Origin of the sequence: Rhodococcus sp. 11-3 (assembly GCF_023704055.1) — a bacterium.
GTDB lineage: Bacteria > Actinomycetota > Actinomycetes > Mycobacteriales > Mycobacteriaceae > Rhodococcus > Rhodococcus aetherivorans.
The window spans coordinates 4936649-4956537 of record NZ_CP080406.1; the positions used below are offsets into that span (position 1 = coordinate 4936649).

Consider the following 19889-nt stretch of genomic DNA (forward strand, 5'->3'; position numbering starts at 1 on the left):
CCCGGTACGGTGTCGCGCTAGACCGCGGACCTCATCCGCTGCACATCGATCGCCTCCAGCATCGCTTCGAGTCGGCTGTCGAACAACTCGTCGTTGTAGAACGATGCGTCGGCAACGTCCCCTTCGAAGACGAACGACTTGACTCCACGCTCGGCCTCGGCAGCCCGGGCGAGCATGGACTGCGGGTTGGTCATCGCCCGGCAGGTCCGGGTGGAGTGGAAGGCGATGCCGTCGATCGCATATTCGTCGAGACGACGCAGCAACAGTTCCTGCAGGTTCTTCAGCCCATGGTTGAGCGGACAGAGCAGGTAGTGTTGCGCCATACCGAGCAGCGGATTGTCGACGTCGATGAGTTGTGGTTCCTGCCAAAAGGATTCGTGGGTGTACCGGCCGGCCACCACGGCCACGTCGTACTCGGCGAACTTCCGGGTCAGGAACCCGAGTTTGTTCCAGTTCATGATTCCGTCGAAGTAGACCCGGTAGCGCTCGTTCTCGACGGCGCTGACACCGTCGGCGATCCGCTGTTCGATCTCGGCCTTCACCCCGGCGAAGTAGTCCACGAGATCCTGGTTGCCGGGCAGGAAGTTGATCGGCGCGATGCTCGCCACCCAGTCCCAGTAGGTCGCCGGGGTCGGCGCCTGCCGGCAAAGTTCCATCCCTTCGAGGCGCAATTCCGAAGCCCGCTTGATGTACGACATGCTCTCGCTGAGCGCATCCCAGTCGAACGGCCGGCCGGTCTGGTACTCCAGGAAGTCGACCAGCTCACGGAGTTGACCCTCGACGTACTTGCCGACCTCGACCCACTCCTCCCCCCGCATGTATCCCGCGTCGGGCTTGTTGCCCCACAGCATCGGAATCGAGACGTTGAACAAGGGCAACTTGCGATCGAACACCCGGTACGTCATGGCGTCCCACTGCTGTCCGGTGCTGCAGCCGGCATATCCGTTCACGAAGAAGTCCGGTGCCGGCAGCTTGCTCGCGAGCTCCTGCTGGTCGGTCAGGCCCACGACGCCGGTCTCGTTCCGGTTGGTGTTCTGGTGCGTCAGCACGGCGCATCCGAGGTGCGTCCGGGCGTACGAGCACAGCTCGTTGATGTAGCCGTATTCGGCCCCGGCAGCCTGGGCCGGACCCTCGAGATGCTGGGCGGCCAGTCGTGCAGCGAAGGCCTCACCGTGGCACCATTCGAGGCCGGCCGCCTGAAAGAGCGGGTTCAACGCGGCGCCGTTGTACCAGACGACGTGCTTACCGCGCTCCTTTGCGGTGAAGATGTTCTCCCAGTAGTCGGCGACCAGCTTCCCGCCGGCGCGGGTACTGGACAGGCGGTGGGCTTTTTCCTTGCGCGGTTGTGCAATGGTCATCACGATCTCCCTCGGGTGGTCGAGCAGGTTTCAGGACGGCACCGGCACGTGCTGCCGGCGGATTCGCTCCACGAAGGTCTCGACCCTGGTCCGGAGCGTTTCCACAGGATTGCCCTCGTGTTCGGTTTCGATGAGGAGCACGGGTGTTCGGTTACCCTCCAGCGCTTTCCGAAGCTCCGGGTAGTAGAGCATGTGAGGTTCACAGAACTTCGCCATCATCACGACCACGCCGTTCGCGTTGCTACGGGCGAGTTCGTCGATCAGATATCGATCCCAGTCGACCTGGGTGGTCACTCGGGTGGGGCATGGGGCGTTGAGATTTCGCTCCAGATACCAGCTCGACAGCGCCTGGAACGGATCTCCGTTCTCGGGCACATCGGTGGAGATGTAGCGGTATCCGGTGTACAGGTCGTCGTCGACCACGATCACCCCCGCCTCCTCGATCACGTCCAGGAGTTCGGGCCGCGGGGCGTGGCAGAAGTGGCCGGACAGGTAGAGCCTGACCACGTCGTCCTGCGCTTCGGCAGCCGGGTCGATCCCGTCGAGAAGACGCTCGAGGGCAGCGGTGTGTTCGGCGATGTCCATCACCATGCTCGACTTCACCAGCACTTGCATTTCGCTCGCAGTGATGCGGAGTCGGCCCGAGCGACGCAGCTCGTAGAACTCGCGCAGCAGACGCCGGTTCGCGTTGAACATCCGAATGCTGGCCGTCAAGGTGTCGGACGTAATTGAAACCCCCAGGACCGTTTCGATCTCGGTCGCGAGGTCGCTGATGCGACCCGCCACCCGCGGCCCGGTCCACGCATCGTCCATGGCGCTGGTGAGCTGGGCGAAATGCACAGGCTTCTCGGGTCGCGCCCATCGGATCACGTCCACCGCGCCGAGCAATTGCACGCAGTGGTCCGCCGCCACGAAGGCGTCGAAGAGGTCGAGCTGACCGAGCGCCGCCTGGTCGGCAACACTGCGGGTGTAGCCGCAGTAGAACTCGGCGAGCAGGTTGCGGCCTTCGGTGACCGGGGTGCGGTTCTCCTGGATGAGCACCGGAAGGGCGCCTGCGGCGTGCACGAGTTCGGACGGAAAGTTCATCGGGAAAGATCCGATCACGCGGCGGCCATGGGTCGCCTTCCATCTCTGCGCGTAGGCGACGGGATCGTCGGCCGCGGTGCGCAGCGTCGCCATCAGTTCTGGACTGAGTCTGTTCACGTTTCGCCCTCGGATTCGTCGATGGATGCCGGCAGCGACAAGTCGGTGTTTCGCTGCGGCGTCGAACTAGATAATACTTAATTTGATAGTTAGTATCCAGAGTTGTCAAACATTGGTGCCGTTCGGAGGTAGAAGATGACGCGTGTACTCGACGGGCTGCGGGTGGTCGAGCTGGCCGGGATCGGCCCGTCCCCCCATGCCGCGATGCTGCTGGCCGATCTCGGGGCGGACGTCGTGCGGATCGAACGTCCGGGCGGGGTGAGCCAGCTCCTGCCCGTGGAGCAGGACGCCGGGCTGCGCAACCGCCGCTCGGTCCGCGCCGATCTGAAAGATCCCGACGATCTGCAGCGCGTGCTGAGTCTCGTCGACAATGCGGATGTGCTCGTCGAGGGCTACCGACCCGGCGCGGCGGAACGCCTCGGCATCGGCCCCGACGTGTGCCGGGCACGCAATCCCCGACTCGTCTACGCCCGGATCACCGGATGGGGACAGGACGGTCCACTGGCTCCCTACGCGGGGCACGACATCAACTACCTCGCCCTCACCGGAGCGTTGAACGCGATCGGACGGAAAGGCGAACGCCCGCTGGCGCCGCTCAACCTGGTCGCCGACCTGGGGGGAGGCTCGATGCTGGCGATCACCGGCATCCTCGGCGCGCTCTATGCGCGGGAGCGGTCCGGGCAGGGTGACGTCGTCGACGTCGCGATGGTCGACGGCGTCAGCACGCTGATGACGATGTACTGGACGCTGACCGAAAACGGCCTATGGTCCGCCGACCGGGGAACCAACGTCGTCGACGGCGCGGCCCCGTTCTACGACACCTACGAATGCGCCGACGGACGGTACGTCGCAGTCGGCGCGGTCGAGCCGGCGTTCTACGCGCAACTACTCACGGGCCTCGGACTCGACCCGGCGGACCTTCCGGATCAATACGATCGAGCGGCCTGGCCCAGTGTGCGCACCCGGTTCGCCGAGATCTTCCGCGGCCGCGATCGCGACCGATGGGTGGAACACTTCGCCCCCCTCGACGCGTGCTTCACGCCGGTGCTCGCCCTCGACGAGGTCGCGGCGCACCCGCACATCGCCGCACGCGGGACAGTCGTCGAATCGTTCGGGCAGCGCCAGCCGGCGGCATCGCCACGCTTCGCGAACGCGGCGCCGGCCACGTACTCGGCGCCTCGCGTGCCCGGCGCCGACACCGACGCCGTCCTGCGCGACTGGGGTGTCGTCCGCGGTGCGCACTGACGAGCGCCAGCCCACCGCCCCCGCACCGCCGGCGCCCGGGGGGTGTGGCGTGGCTGCGACCGCCTGCGCGACGATGGACCCATGACTGATCCCGACATCGGGTCCGTATCCGACAAGGACGCAACCCCCGCCCGCAGCGCCCGATCCGTGCTGGTGACGGTGCTCGGTGAGTTGGTCGAACCATACGGCCGACCGGTTCGTACCGCGGCACTGCTCTACGTCCTGAAGGGACTCGGGTTCGGTGAGCCCGCGGCACGGCAGGCTCTGGCCCGCACGGGATCGACCGGGTTGATCGCCGCCGAACGGGTCGGTCGGGAGACCCTGTGGCACCTGACCGACGAAGCGCACCGACTGTTCGCCGAAGGCGACATGCGTGTCTTTCCCCCCGATGTCGACGTCACCCAGTGGGACGGCCGTTGGCTGGTGATCAACGTCCCGGTTCCCGAATCGCACCGCTCGAGCCGGAAGAAACTGTATGCGGCATTGCGGTGGGCCGGCTTCGGAAACCCGACCCCCGGCGTCTGGGTGACCCCCCACGTCGATCGCGCCGCGGAGGCGGCCAGGACGATCGAGTCCCTGGGGTTGGCCGACAACACTGTCACCTTCGTCGGCCCGATCGGCCAACCGGGCATCACCGAGGCCGAACTCGTCCGGCGGTCCTGGGATCTCGACGAAGCCGAGAAGGTCTACGACGAGTTGCTCGCCCGGTTCGACGTGCGCGGATTCGCCTCGGACGACGAGTTGCTCCTCACCCACCTGCAGTTGGCCGATTCCCTGCGCCGGATGCCCTATCTGGACCCACGACTGCCCGAGGTCCTGCTGCCGGACTGGGCCGGACTGCGGACGGCGAAGCGACTACGCGACCTGCGTACCGAGTGGACACCGGCAGCACACGCTCGCTGGCGTGAGATTGCGGGCGTCGAGTAGGGACCATCGGGTCGGCGCCCGGCCGGTGCCGGACCGATCAGACGCCGGCTGCTGTCAGGCCCGCCGCCCGGCGGGCGGCGTCGAGAAAGGCACGCACCAAGGCACCGTCGCGGTAGTACTGATCCCCGACGCCGGCGACGGCCCGCCGCCGCCCGTACTCGTACAGCACCGCCAGCTTCCACAGGGCCAGTGCCGTGTACCAGTCGAGGTTCGACAGGTCCGCGCCGGTGGCAGCCGCATACCGCTGGGCGAGTTCGTCGCGCGTCGGGTAGCCGTCCTCGAGGACCGCCACACCGAGATCTTCGGTCGGCGTGCGGTCCTGTCCTTCGACGGGATACGACGCGAGGAAGTACCCCAGATCGAACAGCGGGTCGCCGATCGTCGCAAGCTCCCAGTCCAGCACCGCCGCAATATGTCCCGGCGGTTCAGGAGCAAGGATGACGTTGCCGATGCGGTAGTCGTTGTGGATGATCGCCGCACCGGACTCGGCGGGAACGTGGGCGGCGAGCCACGCATCGATCTCCGCGAACTCCGGCGGCGGCGTCCCGTCCTCGGCCGCCACCAACCGGCCCATGCGGCGCAGGTGACGCTCGTTGAAACCGTCCGGCCGGCCGAGGTCACCGAGGCCGGCGGCCCGCCAGTCCACCGCGTGTAGTGCCGCGAGGGTGTCGATCAGCGCCTCACCGATCCGGCGACGGTCGGCCGGCGCACTCAGTGCCGCCGGAGTCTCGGTGGTGACCACCGGGCCGGCGACGTAGTCCATCACGTAGAACGGGACGTCGAGCACGTCGCCGGTCTGCCCGACGGCAAGCACGGCCGCCACCGGCACGCCACTGCCGGCGAGTGCACCGACGAGCCGAGCCTCCCGCAGCATGTCGTGGGCACCCGGCGGGACGGGCGGCGGCGGCGGTCGACGAACAATCACCCGACGTACCCCGTCGGACACCAGGTACGTCAGATTGGAATGCCCGTCACCGATACGCGACGTTGTCAGCGGCCCATCGGTGATGCCCCGCTCACGCAGAAATCGTTCCAGCGCGCCGAGGGTGTCGGGAGTCCATTCCCAGGTCATATGCTCGCCTCCATCAGATTGTGCCGCCGGCGCGCGCCGCCCGGCCCCGATCCTGCACGCAGTCGTTCGTCGACGTCTACGCCCCGGTGAAACGCGGAGCTCGCTTCTGCTTGAATGCGGCCAGCGCTTCCGGCATGTCGGCGCATCGGGTCAGTAGCGCCTGTCCCCGGTTCTCCAACTCGAGCGCCGCCGCGTACGACGTCACTTCCTGGTTCCGCTGCAACGCGCGCTTCGACATCCGGATCCCGCCGGGGGAATTCGTCGCGATCGTCTCGGCCAGTGCGACGGCCTCGTCGAAGAGGTTCTCGCTCGGCACCACCCGGTTCGCCAGCCCGATCCGGACCGCCTCCTCGGCGCCGACGAAGCGTGCCGTGTACGCGATCTCGGCCGCCCGGCCCGGCCCGACGAGGCGGGTCAGTTGCCAGGAGGTGCCGAGTTCCCCGACGGACAACCCCACCTTGACGAAGGCCGCGTTGAACTTCGCGGTCGGGGCGACCAGCCGGATGTCGGCGGCGAGGGCGAGCGACATACCGCCGCCGGAGGCAGCACCGTGGATCGCCGCGATCACCGGGAACGGCAGATGCCGCAGCGCAGCAAGGCCCCCGGTCGCGGTCTCCTGGAACTTCAGGAATTCGCGCACGCCCATTTCGGTGATCACACTGATCTCGTCGAGGTCGAACCCGGCGCAGAACACCCGATCTCCCGCACCGCGGATGATCAGCGCCCGCGCGTCGGTGTCGCGCAATGCGTATGCGGCGGTGTTGAACTCTTCGAACATCTTCACGACCATCGAGTTCATCCGGTCGGGCCGGTTGATCGTGAGAACGGCGATCTTGTCCTCGAGCGCCTCGAGGGTGAGGGTCTCGAGCCGGGGTGGCTCGTAGTTGCTCAGCACGGACGTATTTTCTCGCGTGTCCATCTGCGTCATGTCGATCACCGGCCCGTGAACTTCGGGGTGCGCTTGTCCTTGAACGCGGCCAGCGCTTCGGGCATGTCCTCACCGCGGGTGAGCAGCGCCTGGCCGCGGTTCTCCAGTTCGAGCGCCGCGGCGTAGGACGACACCTCCATGTTCGCGTGCAGTGCGCGTTTCGACAGCTGCACGCCGGCAGGCGAGTTCGCGCAGATGAGGCGCGCCATCGCGAGCGCCTCGGTGAGCAGCGACTCGGCGGGCACCACCGCGTTCAGCAGCCCGAGCGACTCCGCTTCGACGGCCTCGATGAATCGGCCCGTGTACGCGAACTCCGCGGCCCGCGCCGGGCCGATCAACCGGGTGAGGTGCCAGGAGGCGCCCAGGTCCCCGGCCGAGAGGCCGATTCGCACGAACGCCGCGTTGAACCGCGCGGCCGGCGAGCCGATCCGGATGTCGGCAGCCAGGGACAGGGACAGTCCTCCACCGGCCGCCGCGCCGTTGACCGCCGCGATCACCGGAACGCGGATGCTCCGGATCGCCGAGAGCGCCCGCGCCGCCAGCTCCTGCTGATCGAGCATCCCCATCGGCGTCAACGACGACAGCCCTTCGGCGTCGTCGAGATCGAACCCGCCGCAGAACGCCTTGCCGGCGCCGGTGAGGATCACCACACGCAGGTCGTCCTCGCGATCGAGTTGCAACGCCACTTTCTCGAGTTCGACGAACATCGTGTTCGTCATCGAGTTCATTCGTTCGGGACGGTTCAACGTCACGACGGCGATCCCGGGTTCGGGTCGCTCGAGCGTGAACGTTTCCCATGTCGTGGGCTCGGTCACGGGTTCACTCCTTCTTCGGTCCGGCGGTTCCAGGTGGGCGCCGTGAGTTCGTGTGATCGGTCAGGCTTCGGCGGGGGTTTGTCGTACCGCGCCCGAACGCAGCCATTGGTCGGTGCGGTCGGAGTCGATTCCCCAGTCGGTCAGAATCTCGGTGGTGTGCTCCCCCGGACTCGGCGGACGGCGGTCCACCGCCGCCGCCGAGCGGCTGAACCGGGGAGCGGGGGCCGGCTGGACGAGTCCGTCGACCTCGACGAAGGTCCCGCGGGCGACATGGTGGGGATGCGACGGCGCCTCGTCGACGTCGAGAACCGGGGCGATGCACGGCGTGTGCCCTTCGGCCGCGTCGAGCCACTCCGCGAGGGTGCGGCCCCGTACGGCGTCGGCGAACACCTTCTTCATCTGCGGCCATTGCGCGCGGTCGTTCTGATCCGGCAGATCGTCGGGCAGGCCCAGCAGGGCTACGAGGTCGGCGTAGAAGTGCGGTTCGAGCGCGCCGACCGAGAGCCATTTGCCGTCGGCGGTCTCGTAGGCGTCGTAGAAGGGTGCGCCGCTGTCGACGAGGTTCGTGCCGCGTTCACGGTTCCACGACCCGCTCTGCGCGAAGCCGAAGAACGGCGTCGCAAGGAGGGCGGCCCCTTCCACCATCGAGGCGTCGATCACCTGCCCGATGCCTGAGCGCTGCCTCTCGAAGAGCGCAGACAGCACTCCCAAGGCGAGAAGCATTCCGCCACCACCGAAATCACCGACCAGGCTGAGCGGCGGGGTGGGCGGCTGACCGTGGCGTCCGATCAGCGACAGGACACCACTGAGTGCCACGTAGTTGATGTCGTGACCGACGTGCTGCGCGAGAGGGCCGTCCTGCCCGAAGCCCGTCATGCGACCGTAGATCAACCGCGGATTGCGCTGGGCACAGTCGTCCGGTCCGACCCCGAGCCGCTCGGTGACGCCGGGGCGGAAGCCCTCGATCAGGACGTCGGCGTCCGCCACGAGCGACAGCACCACCTCCGCTCCGTCCGGGTGCTTGAGATCGACGGCAAGCGAACGGCGTCCCCGGTGCAGCAGTTCGGTGCGGAAATCTGCATTCGGCCCGACCAACCCTGCGCCGGTGGCACGGTCGACCCGCACCACGTCCGCACCGAGATCGGCCAGCAGCATGGCACAGAACGGCCCCGGGCCGATCGAACCGATTTCGACCACCTTCAGACCCGACAGCGGACCCGTGAACGAGCGTTTCGTGTCGTTCTGCGTCATTGCTGCACCTTCCCGAATTTGGTCTGATAATAATACCTTCTTGTGGTTCAGGGAAGGCTCCCAGAACACAGGAATGCTCCGGTTCAGTCGCGGACCATGCTCGTCTCCCCCGAGCGGTCGGCAGCGCGCCCACGTCGAAGCCGAGCCTGCGCACTCACCACCAACACGACGGACATCAGGACCACGACGCCACCGACGACCAGCGCAGGAGTGACCGGCTCGGACAGGACGACGGACCCGAGAGCGACGGCCACCACGGGGTTCACGTACGTGTGGGTCGCCACCAGCGACAGCGGTGCATGGTGCAGCAACCACGCGTATGCAGTGAATCCGACGACCGAGCCGAAGATCACGAGATAGCCGAACGCGCCCCAGGCCCGCAGTCCGATCTCGCCCCCGAAACGCTCGCGGGTGACCACCGACGCCAGCATCATCGCCGCACCGGCCGCCAGGAGTTGATACGTCGCGCCCACGTACACGTCCTGCGGCAGCCAGAGCCTCGGCTTGATCCAGGAGCCGAACGACCACGACAGGCTCGACAGCACGATGACCGCCGCGCCGACCAGCGGGAGGCTCGAACGGTCACCGCCGGTCGGCAGCACCAGCACGGCCAGGCCGATGAGGCCCACCCCCACCCCGGCCAGCTCGAGCGCTCGCGGGCGGTCGCCGGACACGGCACGGTAGATGCAGATCCACACGGGCACCATCGCGACGAGAAGCGCCGTCACTCCGGAGGGCACGCCGTGCAACTGGCCGACCGACGTCAGGCCGTTTCCACACGCGAGGAGCAGGACCCCGAGGAACGCGGCACCGCCGGCCTCACGCCGGGTGACGAGCAGCCGCCTCCAGCCGCGGCGCACGGCGAGAAATACGGCCATCAGCAGGGCGGCAAGAAGGAATCGCGCACCCATCGAGCCGAGGGGCGGCACCTCCTCGATGACCAGGCGGATCGCGAGGTAGATCGATCCCCAGATCAGGTAGACCAGCGACAGGGCGAGCGCGACCGCTCCCCGCCCGGCGGATCCGGACGACACGGCGCTCAGGAGAAGCGCGGGGCGCGCTTCTCGAGGAACGCGGTGATGCCCTCCTTCGCCTCCCCGCTCTCGAACAGGTCCTGCTCCTGGGCGACCTCGAAGCGGAAGCCCTCGTCGAGCGGCGTGTCGAACGCGGCGTCGACCGTCCGGATGACGGCGCGCTGCGCGGGCAGCGACATCGTGCACAGCTCGGCCGCGAGGGCGAGCGCCGCCTCCGTCGCGCCGCCGGCCGCGACGAGCCGGTCGATCAGCCCGATCGCGTGTGCCTCGTCGGCGCGGACCTGGCGGGCGGTCAGCATGATGTCGAGCGCACGACCACGGCCCACAAGACGCGGGAGACGTTGGGTACCACCGGCTCCCGGGATGAGACCGAGCTTGACCTCGGGAAGCCCGAACTTCGCGTCCGCCCCGCCGACCCGCAGGGTGCAGGCCATCGCGAGCTCGAGGCCACCCCCGAGCGCGAGACCGTCCACCGCGGCGATCGTGATCCGGTCGGCCGACGCGAGCCGGTCGAGCGCCCCGCGGAGCCGATCGCCGTAGGCGGTAAATGACTCTGCATCCACCGACGACATGTGCTTGATGTCCGCCCCTGCAGCGAAGAAGCCGGGGATATCCGATCGGACGACGATCACCTTCACCGAACCGTCGGCATCGGCGGCGTCCAGCGCCGCGTTCAGGCCGTCGATGATCGGCAGGCCCAGGGCGTTCGCGGGCCTACGCTGGAGCGTGATCGTCATGACGCCGGCAGCGGCGTCACTCCATGTGACTGCGGGCGTAGCGGTTTCCGACATGCACACCATCCTGTTCGAACCAGCAATGACCCAACCATACTAATTGTTGGACCGAAATGGAAGGTCAGGGCCGGCGCGGGAACTTATCGAACTCCGGACGGCGCTTCGCCTTGAACGCCTCGCGCCCCTCCCTGGCTTCTTCCGTGGAGTAGAACAGCAGATTCGCATCGTGGGCGAGCTGCTGGATGCCGGCCATGCCGTCCTCCGACGCATTGAAACTGGCCTTCATGAGGCGCAGCGCGAAGGGGGAGAGCTCGAGCATCTCGCGGCACCACTGGACGGTTTCGCGCTCGAGGTCGGCCAGTGGCACCACGGTGTTGACCAGCCCCATCTCCAGGGCCTGCCGTGCGTCGTACTGGCGGCACAGGAACCAGATCTCCTTGGCCTTCTTCACCCCGACCAACTCCGCGAGCAGACCCGCGCCGTATCCGCCGTCGAAGGAACCGACCTTGGGACCGACCTGGCCGAAGCGGGCGTTGTCCGCCGCGATTGTCAGATCGCACACCAGATGCAGGATGTGCCCGCCGCCGATCGCATACCCGGCGACCATGGCCACCACCGGCTTCGGCAGTCGGCGAATCTGGATCTGCAGGTCGGTGACGTGGAAGCGTCCCACGCCGCCCGCCTTACCCGGCTCGGTGAGGTAGCCGGTGTCTCCGCGCACCCGCTGGTCACCTCCCGAGCAGAACGCGTCGGGCCCCTCCCCTGTCAGCACGATGACACCGATCGAGGAATCCTCCCGGGCATCGACCAACGCGTCGGAGATCTCCATCAACGTCTGCGGCCGGAACGCATTGCGCACCTCGGGACGGCAGATCGTGATCTTTGCGATCCCGTCACCGCTGTGCTCGTACCGGATGTCCTCGTACTCTCCCACCGGAGTCCAGGCCACGGTTGCGCCTGCTTCGTTGTTCGTCGTCATGTCGCGATCATAGGCGCACCTGCAAACGATCGTTAACGTTCCAGCCGTGTTCACACTCCCGATCGTCCGCCGCTCCTTGTCCACCAATCACTTCCAGCCCCGCACTGTATGGACTTTGCACTGCGTGCGCGTGGATGCAGACCTTTCCGTCACGTCCGTCGACCCGGTGTCACTGTGGTGCAGCCGACCGTCACGGAGACGCACAAGGACGGTCTCGCCGTCCCGCCGTCGGGAGCGACGGAGTCGGCGATTTCGAGATCCATGCGTGCCTCCTCGGCCGGCGAAGCTGTCAGTTCGAGGGCTCCCCGACATAGCGTCCCGGAGCGGGGCCGAGCGGATACTCGGCTTCGTGCAGGACCGGCGACGACATGCGGTCTCCTGACCTCTCACTTACCCAGTCGGCCCACGGCTCCCACCAACTGCCCGTCACGCGGGTGGCCTGGTCGAGCCACTGGTGCGGGTCCGCACCGGGGGCGCCGCCGGTCCAGTAATGGGACTTCGGATTGCCGGGCGGATTGACGAGGCTCGCGATGTGCCCGGAGTAGCTGAGAACGAACGTGCAATCACCTCCGAGGAGCTGTGTGGTCCGGTAACACCCCTTCCAGGCGGTGAGATGGTCGTCGATCGCACCGGAGACGAAGGTCGGGACTGTGACGGTCCCCGGGTCGACGGGCGTGCCGAGCACCGTCATCGAGCCCGGCTTCGCCAGCATGTTGTCGCGGAAGATGTCGAGGAACTGAGCATGTAGGGAGCCGGGCAGATTCGTGCCGTCGGCGTTCCACGCAAGTATGTCGAATGCAGGCGGGGTCCTGCCCATCAGATAATTGTTGACGACGTAGTTGAACACGAGGTCGTCCGGGCGCATCCACAGGAAGGCGTTGCCCATGTCGCGGGCGCTGATGATGCCGTTCCTCAATGAGCGGCCCCGCGCGAAAGACACCAGCTTTTGCCCGGCGAACGCATCGAGCAGTTCCTTGTTCTCGAAGTCGAGCATGGTGACCGCATAGGACATCGAGTGCACCCGCGTGTCGCCGGTGGCCGCCATATGATTGAGCAGCCCGGTCGAGATGATGCCACCCGCGCAGAATCCGATGAGATTCACGTCGTCGCTGCCGGTTTCTGCTCGAACCGTGTCGATCGCCTCGGAGACTCGCCGAGCGTAGGTGTCGAGATCCCATCCGCCCTGGTCCTGGTTGGGGTTACGCCAGGAGAGCATGAAGGTTTGCAGACCGCGGGACACGGAGTGTTCGACGAAACTGCGTCCCGGCTGGAGGTCCAGGAAGTAGAAGCGGCCGATCGGGGGCGGCACCACCAGTACCGGACGGGCGTGCACGGTGTCGGTGGTGGGCACATAGCGGAGCACCTCCGCGACCTCGTCCCGGGCCACCACGGCACCGGGTGTGACGGCGAGATCGCGGCCGACCTCGAAGGCACCGTGCGGGACCATGGCGGGCATGCCACCGTTTCGCCGCACGTCGGTGACGTAGTTCCGGAGTCCGCGCACCAGGTTCAGGCCGGCCGTGTCGAACGTCTCCTTGAGGACCGTGGGGTTCGTCATGAGGTAGTTCGTCGGGGCGAGTCCGCTCACGACGATCCGTGCTGCGAAGGCGAGTTGTTGTGCCCGAACCGGATCGGCGATTCGGCCGATACGGTCGACCGCGTCCTCGATCTCCCGAGCGGACAGCAGATAGGCCTGACCGATGCGCCGGTACATCGGGTTCGAGGTCCACGCGGGATCGACGAATCGACGATCCCCCTTCGGGGGTGCGACCTCGGAAGCGCCGAGGGCGATCCGAGATAGTTCACCGCCGAATCGGGCCGAGCCGGCGGCAACCGCGCGGACACCCTCGGCGGCTCCGCTCACGACGCCGGCCCACCGGCCCATCCGTCGATACAGGCCGCTGCCCGGTAGGGGAATCTTCATGGTTGGTGGCTCCTTCGGGTGCCGCACTATCGCGTTCCTGCCCGAACCGCGAGAGCCGAGTCGCCTTACCCCCGCGCCCGTTCGAGATTCACACGAATTTGAATTACGTTCATGGTCAAATTGTTCGAGTAATTCGAGGGGACCTGCCGCAGGTGGGTGGGCCGCTCGGTCTCGGATCGACCCGATCGCACGCGGCACGCCGAGCTCCGGACACGACGGACGGACACGACGGACGGACACGCCGGCCGGCAGCCGATCGACTGCCGGCCGGTGTGTGGGACAGGCAGTGGCGCTCAGGCCATCGTCAGGCCACCACTGACGGACAGGGTCTGGCCGGTGACGAACTCCGCCTCGTCGGAGGCGAAGAACGCCACGGCGGCGCCGATGTCGGTGGCCTTGCCGAGCCGCTTCATCGGCACCGCGCGGGTCATGCCGGCGATCACCTTGTCGGCTTCCTGACCGGAGTTGTCGGCGAACTTGCGCAGGGCCGGGGTGTCCGTCGGTCCGGGGCACACCGTGTTGGCGGTGACGCCCTTCGTGGCGACCTCACGAGCGAGGGTCTTGGTGAACGCGATGATGCCGCCCTTGGCACCCGAGTACACCGCTTCGAGCGACGAGCCGACGCGTCCGGCGTCCGAACCGATGTTGATGACGCGCCCCCAGCCACGCTCGACCATGCCCGGCAGGGTCGCCTGGACGACCCGCAGCTGGCCCTTGAAGTTGATCTCGAGAATCCGGTCCCAGAACGCCTCGTCGGTCTTCAGAAACGGCATGAAGTCGTCCCATCCGGCGTTGTTGACGACGATCTCGACGGGACCGAACTGCTCGGCGACCTGCTTGACCGCCGCCTGCACGGACTCGGTGTCCGTCACGTCGACCGGGACGGCGATTGCCTGGCCTCCGGCCTCGCGGATGGCGGCCGCGGTCTCCTCGGCGGCCTCGAGGTTGAGGTCGGCGACCGCGACGCGGAAGCCCGCGGCACCCAGCGCATCGGAGATTCCCTTGCCGATGCCCTGCGCGCCGCCGGTGACGAATGCGACTCGATTGCTCATGATTTCACTCCGTGTTGTTGGTTCTGATGTCGAAGTCGTACCGGGGACGAGGGCGTCAGCGCACGCCCGCGGCCCACTGGATCGGGCCGGCCACGATCGAGTGGCTGGTGAGCTTGCGGCCCAGCACCTGCTGAGCTTCGCGAGCGGCGTCGATGACCAAGTCGAGGTCGAGGCCGGTCTCCACGCCCATTTCGTGGAACATGCTCACCAGGTCCTCGGTGGCGATGTTGCCGGTCGAACCCACCGGGACGGGGCAGCCGCCCAGTTCACCGAAGCTCGACTCGAAGCTCGCGCACCCCGCCTCGAGCGCGGCGAACGCGTTCGCGAGGCCCTGGCCGCGGGTGTTGTGGAAGTGCGCGGTGACCTCGACGCCGGGCAGACGTTCGATGGCCGCGGCGAAGAACTCCGAGGCGTAGGCCGGATTGCACATGCCGGTGGTGTCACCGAAGCCGATCTCCGTGGCTCCGGATTCGGCGAATCTCTCCGCCAGGTCCAACACCCGCTTCAACTCCACCTTGCCCTCGAAGGGGCATCCGAACGACGTCGCGATGACCGCAGCGCAGTGCAGGTCCTCGGCGACGATCCGGCGAGCCATGATGTCGTTGTCCGCCATGGTTTCGTCGACGGTGCGGTTGACGTTCTTCTTGTTGTGGGTTTCGGATGCGCTGACGAAGATCGCGACCTCGTGGAAGGTGTCGCGAACCTTCAGCGCGTTGTCCAGTCCCTTGCTGTTCGGCACGAGGACCATCAGCCTCACGTCGTCGGGCACGTCGATGCGGCTGAGCACCTCCACCCCGTCCGAAAGCTGCGGGATGACGTCGGGCCGCACGAAACTGGCGACCTCGATACGCTTCAGGCCGGCGCGCCCGAGGGCGTTGATCAGCCGCACCTTGTCGTCGGTCGGGATGGTCTCCGGCTCGTTCTGGAAGCCGTCGCGCGGACCGACTTCTCGGATCTGTACCCGTTGGGGACGCGTCATGGCGTTCACTCCTCGTTTCCGCTCGCTCCGCTACGAAGCAAGGTCGTGCTCGGTCAGTGCGATGTCCAGCTGCTCGCGATGTTCCGGGGCTGCCACGGCGATCATTCGTCGGGCCCGTTCCGCGAGCGAACAGCCCCGCAGTTCGGCGACGCCGTGCTCGGTGACGACGTAGTCCACGTCGGCGCGGGCCGTGGTGACGGATCCGAACTGGAGGGCCGGCTTGATCGACGAGCGGCCCCGCGCGGTGGACCGCAGCGCGATGACCGAGCGGCCACCGGTCAGGGCCGCGGCCCGGGAGAAGTCCACCTGTCCGCCGACCGCGCCGACGTAGGTGGCTCCGGCCTGTTCCGCCCCCACCTGCCCGGTGAGGTCGACCTCGATGGCTGAGTTGATCGACACGAGCGCGGTCAGCTGCGAGAGCACTTGCGGCGCATGGGTATAGCTGGCGGGACGGAATTCCACCGGCAGGTGCGGCAGGCGCTCGTACAGGGTGGCCGTGCCCAGCGCCGCCCCGGTGACGTGGCGTCCGATGTCGATCTGTTTGCGCGCACCGGTCAGCACGCCCTTGTCGATCAGCCGCAGCACCGCATCGGAGATCATGCCGGAGTGCAGGCCGAGGTCCCGATGTCCTTCCAGGGCCGCCAGCACCGCCGAGGGCAGCGTGCCCACACCGACCTGGATGGTGTCGCCGTCCTCGACGAGGCCGGCGACGTGCCGGGCGATCGCCGTCTCGACGGCGGCGGGCTCACGGTCGGGCGCTTCGAGCAGCGGCCGGTCGGTCTCGACGACCGCCGCGAACCGCGACAGCGGGATCCTGGGTGCACCGTGGGTGGTCGGCATGCGCTGATTGATCTCGGCGATCAGGACGGGGGTGTGCTCGAGTGCGTCGGCGACGTAGTCGACGCCGACGCCGAGCGAGCAGTTGCCGTCGGCGTCGGGAGGAGCGACCTGCACGAACCCGACGTCGCACGGCAGGCGGTGCTCGGCGAACAGCCGGGGCAATGCCCCGTAGTGGCAGGGCACGACCTCGAGCCGGTCCCGTTGGCTGAGCCGGCGCAGTTCACCGAGCCCGCCGTAGGAGACGACGGACAACTCGTCCGGGGTCTGCTCGGTGAGTCGGCGGTCCCAGGTCAGTCCCACGAACGCCCGGACCGGGCCGATCGACGGGAGCTGGTCGAGCAGGGCGTGGACGAGCGGGGTGGGTTCCGCGCTCGTCTGGCTCCACCAGATTCCGTCGCCGGCCCGGACGTGGGGCGTGAGGTCGATCATCAGTCGATCCGTTGGATCAGGGTGGCGGTTCCGAGTCCGCCACCGCAGCACATGGTGACCAGTCCGATTTCGGCGTCGCGACGTTCGAGTTCGGCGACGATCGTCGCGATGAGACGGGCGCCGGTGGCGCCGACCGGGTGCCCGAGCGCGATCGCGCCGCCGTTGACGTTGACCCGGTCCATGTCGGGCTTGAGTTCGCGTTCCCAGGCCAGGACCACGGAACTGAACGCCTCGTTGATCTCGAAGAGGTCGATGTCGTCGATCGTCATCCCGTTGCGGTCGAGCAGCTTCTGTGTTGCCGGAATCGGACCGGTGAGCATGATGATCGGGTCGACTCCGACCGTGGTCTGGTCGAGGATCCGGGCGCGGGCGCGCAGACCGTGGGTCTCGACCGCGTCCCGCGAGGCGAGCAGGACACCGGCCGCGCCGTCCGAGATCGGCGACGAACTGCCGGCGGTGATCCGGCCGTTCTCCCGGAACGCGGTCCTCAGGCCGGCCAGGGTATCCAGGCTCGTGCCGGGCCGGACGGTCTGGTCGGTCCTGCGGAACTCGCCGTCGAGCTCGAGGGGGATCATCTCTTCGTCGAACCGCCCGGCCTCGATGGCCTCGGTCGCCAGACGATGGGATCGCACGGCGAATTCGTCCATCTCCTGCCGGGCGATGCCCCACCGGTCGGCGATGAGCTCGGCGCTCTCGCCCTGGTGCACGAAGTCGTACTTCTCCCGCAACTCGGCCGGCCACGGATCGCCGTAGAACTCGGAGATCTTGGCCGGGGAGTTGATCGGCACGTGGCCCATGTGCTCGACACCGCTGGCGATGACGAGGTCGTGCGTGCCGGACCCGACGAGGGCGGTACCCATCTCGACCGCGGTCTGCGCGGAGCCGCAACGGCGGTCGAGGACGACGGCCGGCACCTCGGGCGGGTATCCGGCCTGCAGCCATGCGTTGCGGCCGATGTTGCGGGACTGCTCACCGAAGGGCGCGGTGCAACCGACGATGAGGTCCTCCACTGCCGCCGGGGCCAGACCGCTGCGGCGGATCAGATCCGTGTAGACCGCGCCGAGCATCTCGTTCGGATGCGTATCACGGAACCATCCGCGTTCGGCGTGGGATCGGCCCATGGGGGTGCGAGCCGCTTCGGCGATGATCACCTCGCGCGCGGAGCGCTGGAACGGGTTGGTTGCGTTGGTCATCAGATCACCGTTCCACCGTCGACGGGCAGCACCTGGCCCGTGATGTACGAGGCGCCGTCGGAGGCGAAGAACACGAAGCTGGCCGAGATCTCGTTCGGCTCGGCCCAGCGCCTCAGCGCGACACGCTCGAGGGTCTTGGCCGCGAGCTTGTCGTTGCTGCGGATGTTCTCGGTCATCGGCGTGGCTGCAAGGGGCGCAATGGCATTGACGGTGATCTGTTTGCGGGCGAGCTCGCGGGCCAGCGACTTGGTCAGGCCGATGATGCCCGCCTTGGCCGCCCCGTAATTGGCCTGGCCGATGGTACCTTGCAGGCCGGCGGCGGAGGTGACGTTGATGACGCGCCCGGTGCCGTCCTCCGGCAGATAGGGCAGCACGGCTTTGCTGCACACGTAGCTGCCGACGAGGTGGATGTCGACGATGCGGCGGAAGTCGTCCTCCTCGAGATTCGGGAACATCGCGGGTGCGATGGCCCCGGCGTTGTTGACCAGGATGTTGACGACGCCGCCCCCGAGGGCGGCGGCCTGCTCCGCCGCGGCCGCGGCCTGGGCGGCGTTGCGGACGTCGAGCACGGCGGACTTGGCGGTACCGCCGGTGGCGGTGATCTCCGCGGCGACGGCGGCGGCCGCGTCCTCGTCGACATCGGTGACGAGGACGGCAGCGCCGGCGGCGGCGTACGCGTGCGCGACGGAGGCGCCGATGCCGCTGCCCGCGCCGGTCACGAGGGCGGATCTTCCGGTGAGTTCGAACATCAGTAGCTCCTGGGGAGGCCGAGCACGTGCTCGCCGAGGTAGTTGAGAACCATTTCCTGGCTCAGTGGTGCGATGCGCGTCAGGCGCGCCTCACGGAAGTAGCGCGCGACGTGGTACTCCTCCGAGTAGCCCATGCCGCCGTGGGTCTGCAGGGCGCGGTCGGCGGCCTGGAAGCCGGCGTCGGCGCACAGGTACTTGGCCATGTTGGCCTCGCGGGCGCAGGGGCGGCCGTTGTCGTAGAGCCAGGTCGCCTTGCGCAGGACGAGCTCGGCGGCGTCGAGGTGGGCGAGGGAGTCCGCGAGGGGGAACTGGATGCCCTGGTTCATGCCGATCGGGCGGCCGAACACCTCACGCTCGGTGGCGTACTGGGTGGCGCGGTGCAGGGCGGCGCGGCCGATGCCGAGGGCCTCGGAGGCGACGAGCATCCGTTCCGGGTTGAGCCCGTCGAGGATGTACTTGAAGCCCTTGCCCTCCTCGCCGACCCGATCCTCGACGGGGATCTCGAGTCCGTCGATGAACAACTCGTTGGAGGTGACGGCATTGCGGCCCATCTTCTTGATGGGGCGGATCTCGACCTTCGAGCGGTCCAGGTCGGTGAGGAAGAGCGTGAGACCGTCGGTCTTCTTGGTCACGTCCTCGAACTTGGTGGTGCGGGTGAGCAGGAGGATCTTCTCCGACTCCATCGCCTTCGAGATCCACACCTTGCGTCCGTTGACGATGTACTTGTCGCCGTCGCGCCGCGCGAAGGTGGTGATCTTGGTGGTGTCCAGGCCCGCGCCGGGTTCGGTGACCCCGAAGCACACGTGCAGGTCTCCGTTGACGATTCGCGGCAGGGTGCGCTGCTTGAGTTCCTCGGAGCCGTGCACGATCACCGGGTGCATGCCGAAGATCGACAGGTGCATCGAGCTGGCGCCGTTCATGCCGGCGCCGGACGCGGCGACCTCCTGCAGCAGGATCGAGGCCTCGGTGATGCCCAGGCCGTGTCCTCCGTACTCCTCGGGGGTGGTGATGCCCAGCCAGCCGCCCTTGGCGAACGCGTCGTAGAACTCCGTGGGGAATTCGTGGGCGGCGTCCTTCTCCACCCAGTACTGCTCGTCGAACTTGCCGGCGAGTTCTCGTACCGCATCTCGGATCGTTGCCTGATCCTCGGTCAGATCGAAGTCCACAACACAGTCCC

At 67.6% G+C, this 19889-nt stretch carries 18 protein-coding genes; 2 read left to right on the forward strand and 16 right to left on the reverse strand.

All coding sequences use genetic code 11. The annotated features are described in order from the left end of the window. Positions 1-17: 17 nt before the first annotated feature. A complete protein-coding gene (locus KZJ41_RS22725) occupies positions 18-1358 on the reverse strand; it encodes a 2-hydroxyacyl-CoA dehydratase subunit D (protein ID WP_029545743.1) in 1341 nt (446 codons plus the stop codon). Positions 1359-1388: 30 nt separating this feature from the next. After that, a complete protein-coding gene (locus KZJ41_RS22730) occupies positions 1389-2537 on the reverse strand; it encodes a 2-hydroxyacyl-CoA dehydratase subunit D (protein WP_180987086.1) in 1149 nt (382 codons plus the stop codon). A gap of 159 nt (positions 2538-2696) precedes the next feature. On the opposite strand from KZJ41_RS22730, the gene KZJ41_RS22735 reads away from it, so the two are divergent. Together KZJ41_RS22735 and KZJ41_RS22740 are read left to right on the forward strand one after the other, a co-directional pair. Continuing rightward, positions 2697-3806, forward strand: coding sequence for a CaiB/BaiF CoA-transferase family protein (locus tag KZJ41_RS22735; RefSeq protein ID WP_006934170.1), 1110 nt, complete (start codon positions 2697-2699; stop codon positions 3804-3806). 81 nt (positions 3807-3887) lie between these two features. Further along, entirely contained in the window at positions 3888-4733 is an 846-nt protein-coding gene (locus KZJ41_RS22740; protein WP_006934171.1) for a PaaX family transcriptional regulator C-terminal domain-containing protein, read from the forward strand. A 37-nt stretch (positions 4734-4770) separates the two neighbouring features. On the opposite strand, the gene KZJ41_RS22745 is transcribed toward KZJ41_RS22740, so the two are convergent. The 14 genes from KZJ41_RS22745 to KZJ41_RS22810 all read right to left on the reverse strand — a co-directional run bounded on the left by KZJ41_RS22745 (position 4771) and on the right by KZJ41_RS22810 (position 19878). Further along, on the reverse strand, positions 4771-5805 hold the full coding sequence (locus KZJ41_RS22745; RefSeq protein ID WP_006934172.1) for a phosphotransferase family protein: 1035 nt from the start codon (positions 5803-5805) through the stop codon (positions 4771-4773). A 76-nt stretch (positions 5806-5881) separates the two neighbouring features. Further along, entirely contained in the window at positions 5882-6733 is an 852-nt protein-coding gene (locus KZJ41_RS22750) for an enoyl-CoA hydratase/isomerase family protein (RefSeq protein WP_044475784.1), read from the reverse strand. A 5-nt stretch (positions 6734-6738) separates the two neighbouring features. After that, entirely contained in the window at positions 6739-7548 is an 810-nt protein-coding gene (locus tag KZJ41_RS22755) for an enoyl-CoA hydratase/isomerase family protein (RefSeq protein ID WP_006934174.1), read from the reverse strand. Positions 7549-7608: 60 nt separating this feature from the next. After that, complete coding sequence (locus tag KZJ41_RS22760; RefSeq protein ID WP_006934175.1) at positions 7609-8799, reverse strand: CaiB/BaiF CoA-transferase family protein; 1191 nt, start codon at positions 8797-8799, stop codon at positions 7609-7611. A gap of 83 nt (positions 8800-8882) precedes the next feature. Then, positions 8883-9833: an EamA family transporter gene (locus KZJ41_RS22765; RefSeq protein ID WP_029545748.1), complete on the reverse strand. Its 951-nt coding sequence runs from the start codon at positions 9831-9833 to the stop codon at positions 8883-8885. A gap of 5 nt (positions 9834-9838) precedes the next feature. Then, positions 9839-10624, reverse strand: a complete 786-nt coding sequence (locus tag KZJ41_RS22770) for an enoyl-CoA hydratase-related protein (protein ID WP_006934177.1) — start codon at positions 10622-10624, stop codon at positions 9839-9841. Between the two features lie 64 nt (positions 10625-10688). Then, on the reverse strand, positions 10689-11546 hold the full coding sequence (gene menB / locus KZJ41_RS22775) for a 1,4-dihydroxy-2-naphthoyl-CoA synthase (RefSeq protein WP_029545750.1): 858 nt from the start codon (positions 11544-11546) through the stop codon (positions 10689-10691). A gap of 289 nt (positions 11547-11835) precedes the next feature. Then, positions 11836-13470, reverse strand: coding sequence for an alpha/beta hydrolase (locus tag KZJ41_RS22780; protein WP_006934186.1), 1635 nt, complete (start codon positions 13468-13470; stop codon positions 11836-11838). Positions 13471-13763: 293 nt separating this feature from the next. Continuing rightward, a complete protein-coding gene (locus KZJ41_RS22785) occupies positions 13764-14522 on the reverse strand; it encodes an SDR family NAD(P)-dependent oxidoreductase (protein WP_006934189.1) in 759 nt (252 codons plus the stop codon). Positions 14523-14577: 55 nt separating this feature from the next. Further along, positions 14578-15501 (reverse strand): hydroxymethylglutaryl-CoA lyase, encoded by a 924-nt coding sequence (locus KZJ41_RS22790; protein ID WP_006934203.1) that lies wholly within the window; start codon positions 15499-15501, stop codon positions 14578-14580. Between the two features lie 30 nt (positions 15502-15531). After that, the gene (locus tag KZJ41_RS22795; RefSeq protein WP_006934204.1) at positions 15532-16770 is read right to left on the reverse strand and encodes an acetyl-CoA hydrolase/transferase family protein; all 1239 of its coding nucleotides are present in this window, start codon (positions 16768-16770) and stop codon (positions 15532-15534) included. After that, positions 16770-17963: a thiolase family protein gene (locus KZJ41_RS22800; protein WP_006934205.1), complete on the reverse strand. Its 1194-nt coding sequence runs from the start codon at positions 17961-17963 to the stop codon at positions 16770-16772. Before KZJ41_RS22800 ends, KZJ41_RS22795 begins: the two co-directional genes overlap by 1 nt. Next, entirely contained in the window at positions 17963-18712 is a 750-nt protein-coding gene (locus tag KZJ41_RS22805) for an SDR family NAD(P)-dependent oxidoreductase (RefSeq protein ID WP_006934208.1), read from the reverse strand. The genes KZJ41_RS22800 and KZJ41_RS22805 overlap by 1 nt, the downstream gene beginning before the upstream one ends. Then, positions 18712-19878, reverse strand: coding sequence for an acyl-CoA dehydrogenase family protein (locus KZJ41_RS22810; protein WP_006934209.1), 1167 nt, complete (start codon positions 19876-19878; stop codon positions 18712-18714). Before KZJ41_RS22810 ends, KZJ41_RS22805 begins: the two co-directional genes overlap by 1 nt. Positions 19879-19889 lie beyond the last annotated feature (11 nt).

What these genes read in the sequence shown, in the direction of transcription:
- KZJ41_RS22725 (WP_029545743.1), bottom strand. Translation starts at nt 1,358, where the DNA reads ATGACCATTGCACAACCGCGCAAGGAAAAAGCCCACCGCCTGTCCAGT.
- KZJ41_RS22730 (WP_180987086.1), bottom strand. Translation starts at nt 2,537, where the DNA reads ATGGCGACGCTGCGCACCGCGGCCGACGATCCCGTCGCCTACGCGCAG.
- KZJ41_RS22735 (WP_006934170.1), top strand. Translation starts at nt 2,697, where the DNA reads ATGACGCGTGTACTCGACGGGCTGCGGGTGGTCGAGCTGGCCGGGATC.
- KZJ41_RS22740 (WP_006934171.1), top strand. Translation starts at nt 3,888, where the DNA reads ATGACTGATCCCGACATCGGGTCCGTATCCGACAAGGACGCAACCCCC.
- KZJ41_RS22745 (WP_006934172.1), bottom strand. Translation starts at nt 5,805, where the DNA reads ATGACCTGGGAATGGACTCCCGACACCCTCGGCGCGCTGGAACGATTT.
- KZJ41_RS22750 (WP_044475784.1), bottom strand. Translation starts at nt 6,733, where the DNA reads ATGACGCAGATGGACACGCGAGAAAATACGTCCGTGCTGAGCAACTAC.
- KZJ41_RS22760 (WP_006934175.1), bottom strand. Translation starts at nt 8,799, where the DNA reads ATGACGCAGAACGACACGAAACGCTCGTTCACGGGTCCGCTGTCGGGT.
- KZJ41_RS22770 (WP_006934177.1), bottom strand. Translation starts at nt 10,624, where the DNA reads ATGTCGGAAACCGCTACGCCCGCAGTCACATGGAGTGACGCCGCTGCC.
- menB (WP_029545750.1), bottom strand. Translation starts at nt 11,546, where the DNA reads ATGACGACGAACAACGAAGCAGGCGCAACCGTGGCCTGGACTCCGGTG.
- KZJ41_RS22780 (WP_006934186.1), bottom strand. Translation starts at nt 13,470, where the DNA reads ATGAAGATTCCCCTACCGGGCAGCGGCCTGTATCGACGGATGGGCCGG.
- KZJ41_RS22785 (WP_006934189.1), bottom strand. Translation starts at nt 14,522, where the DNA reads ATGAGCAATCGAGTCGCATTCGTCACCGGCGGCGCGCAGGGCATCGGC.
- KZJ41_RS22790 (WP_006934203.1), bottom strand. Translation starts at nt 15,501, where the DNA reads ATGACGCGTCCCCAACGGGTACAGATCCGAGAAGTCGGTCCGCGCGAC.
- KZJ41_RS22795 (WP_006934204.1), bottom strand. Translation starts at nt 16,770, where the DNA reads ATGATCGACCTCACGCCCCACGTCCGGGCCGGCGACGGAATCTGGTGG.
- KZJ41_RS22800 (WP_006934205.1), bottom strand. Translation starts at nt 17,963, where the DNA reads ATGACCAACGCAACCAACCCGTTCCAGCGCTCCGCGCGCGAGGTGATC.
- KZJ41_RS22805 (WP_006934208.1), bottom strand. Translation starts at nt 18,712, where the DNA reads ATGTTCGAACTCACCGGAAGATCCGCCCTCGTGACCGGCGCGGGCAGC.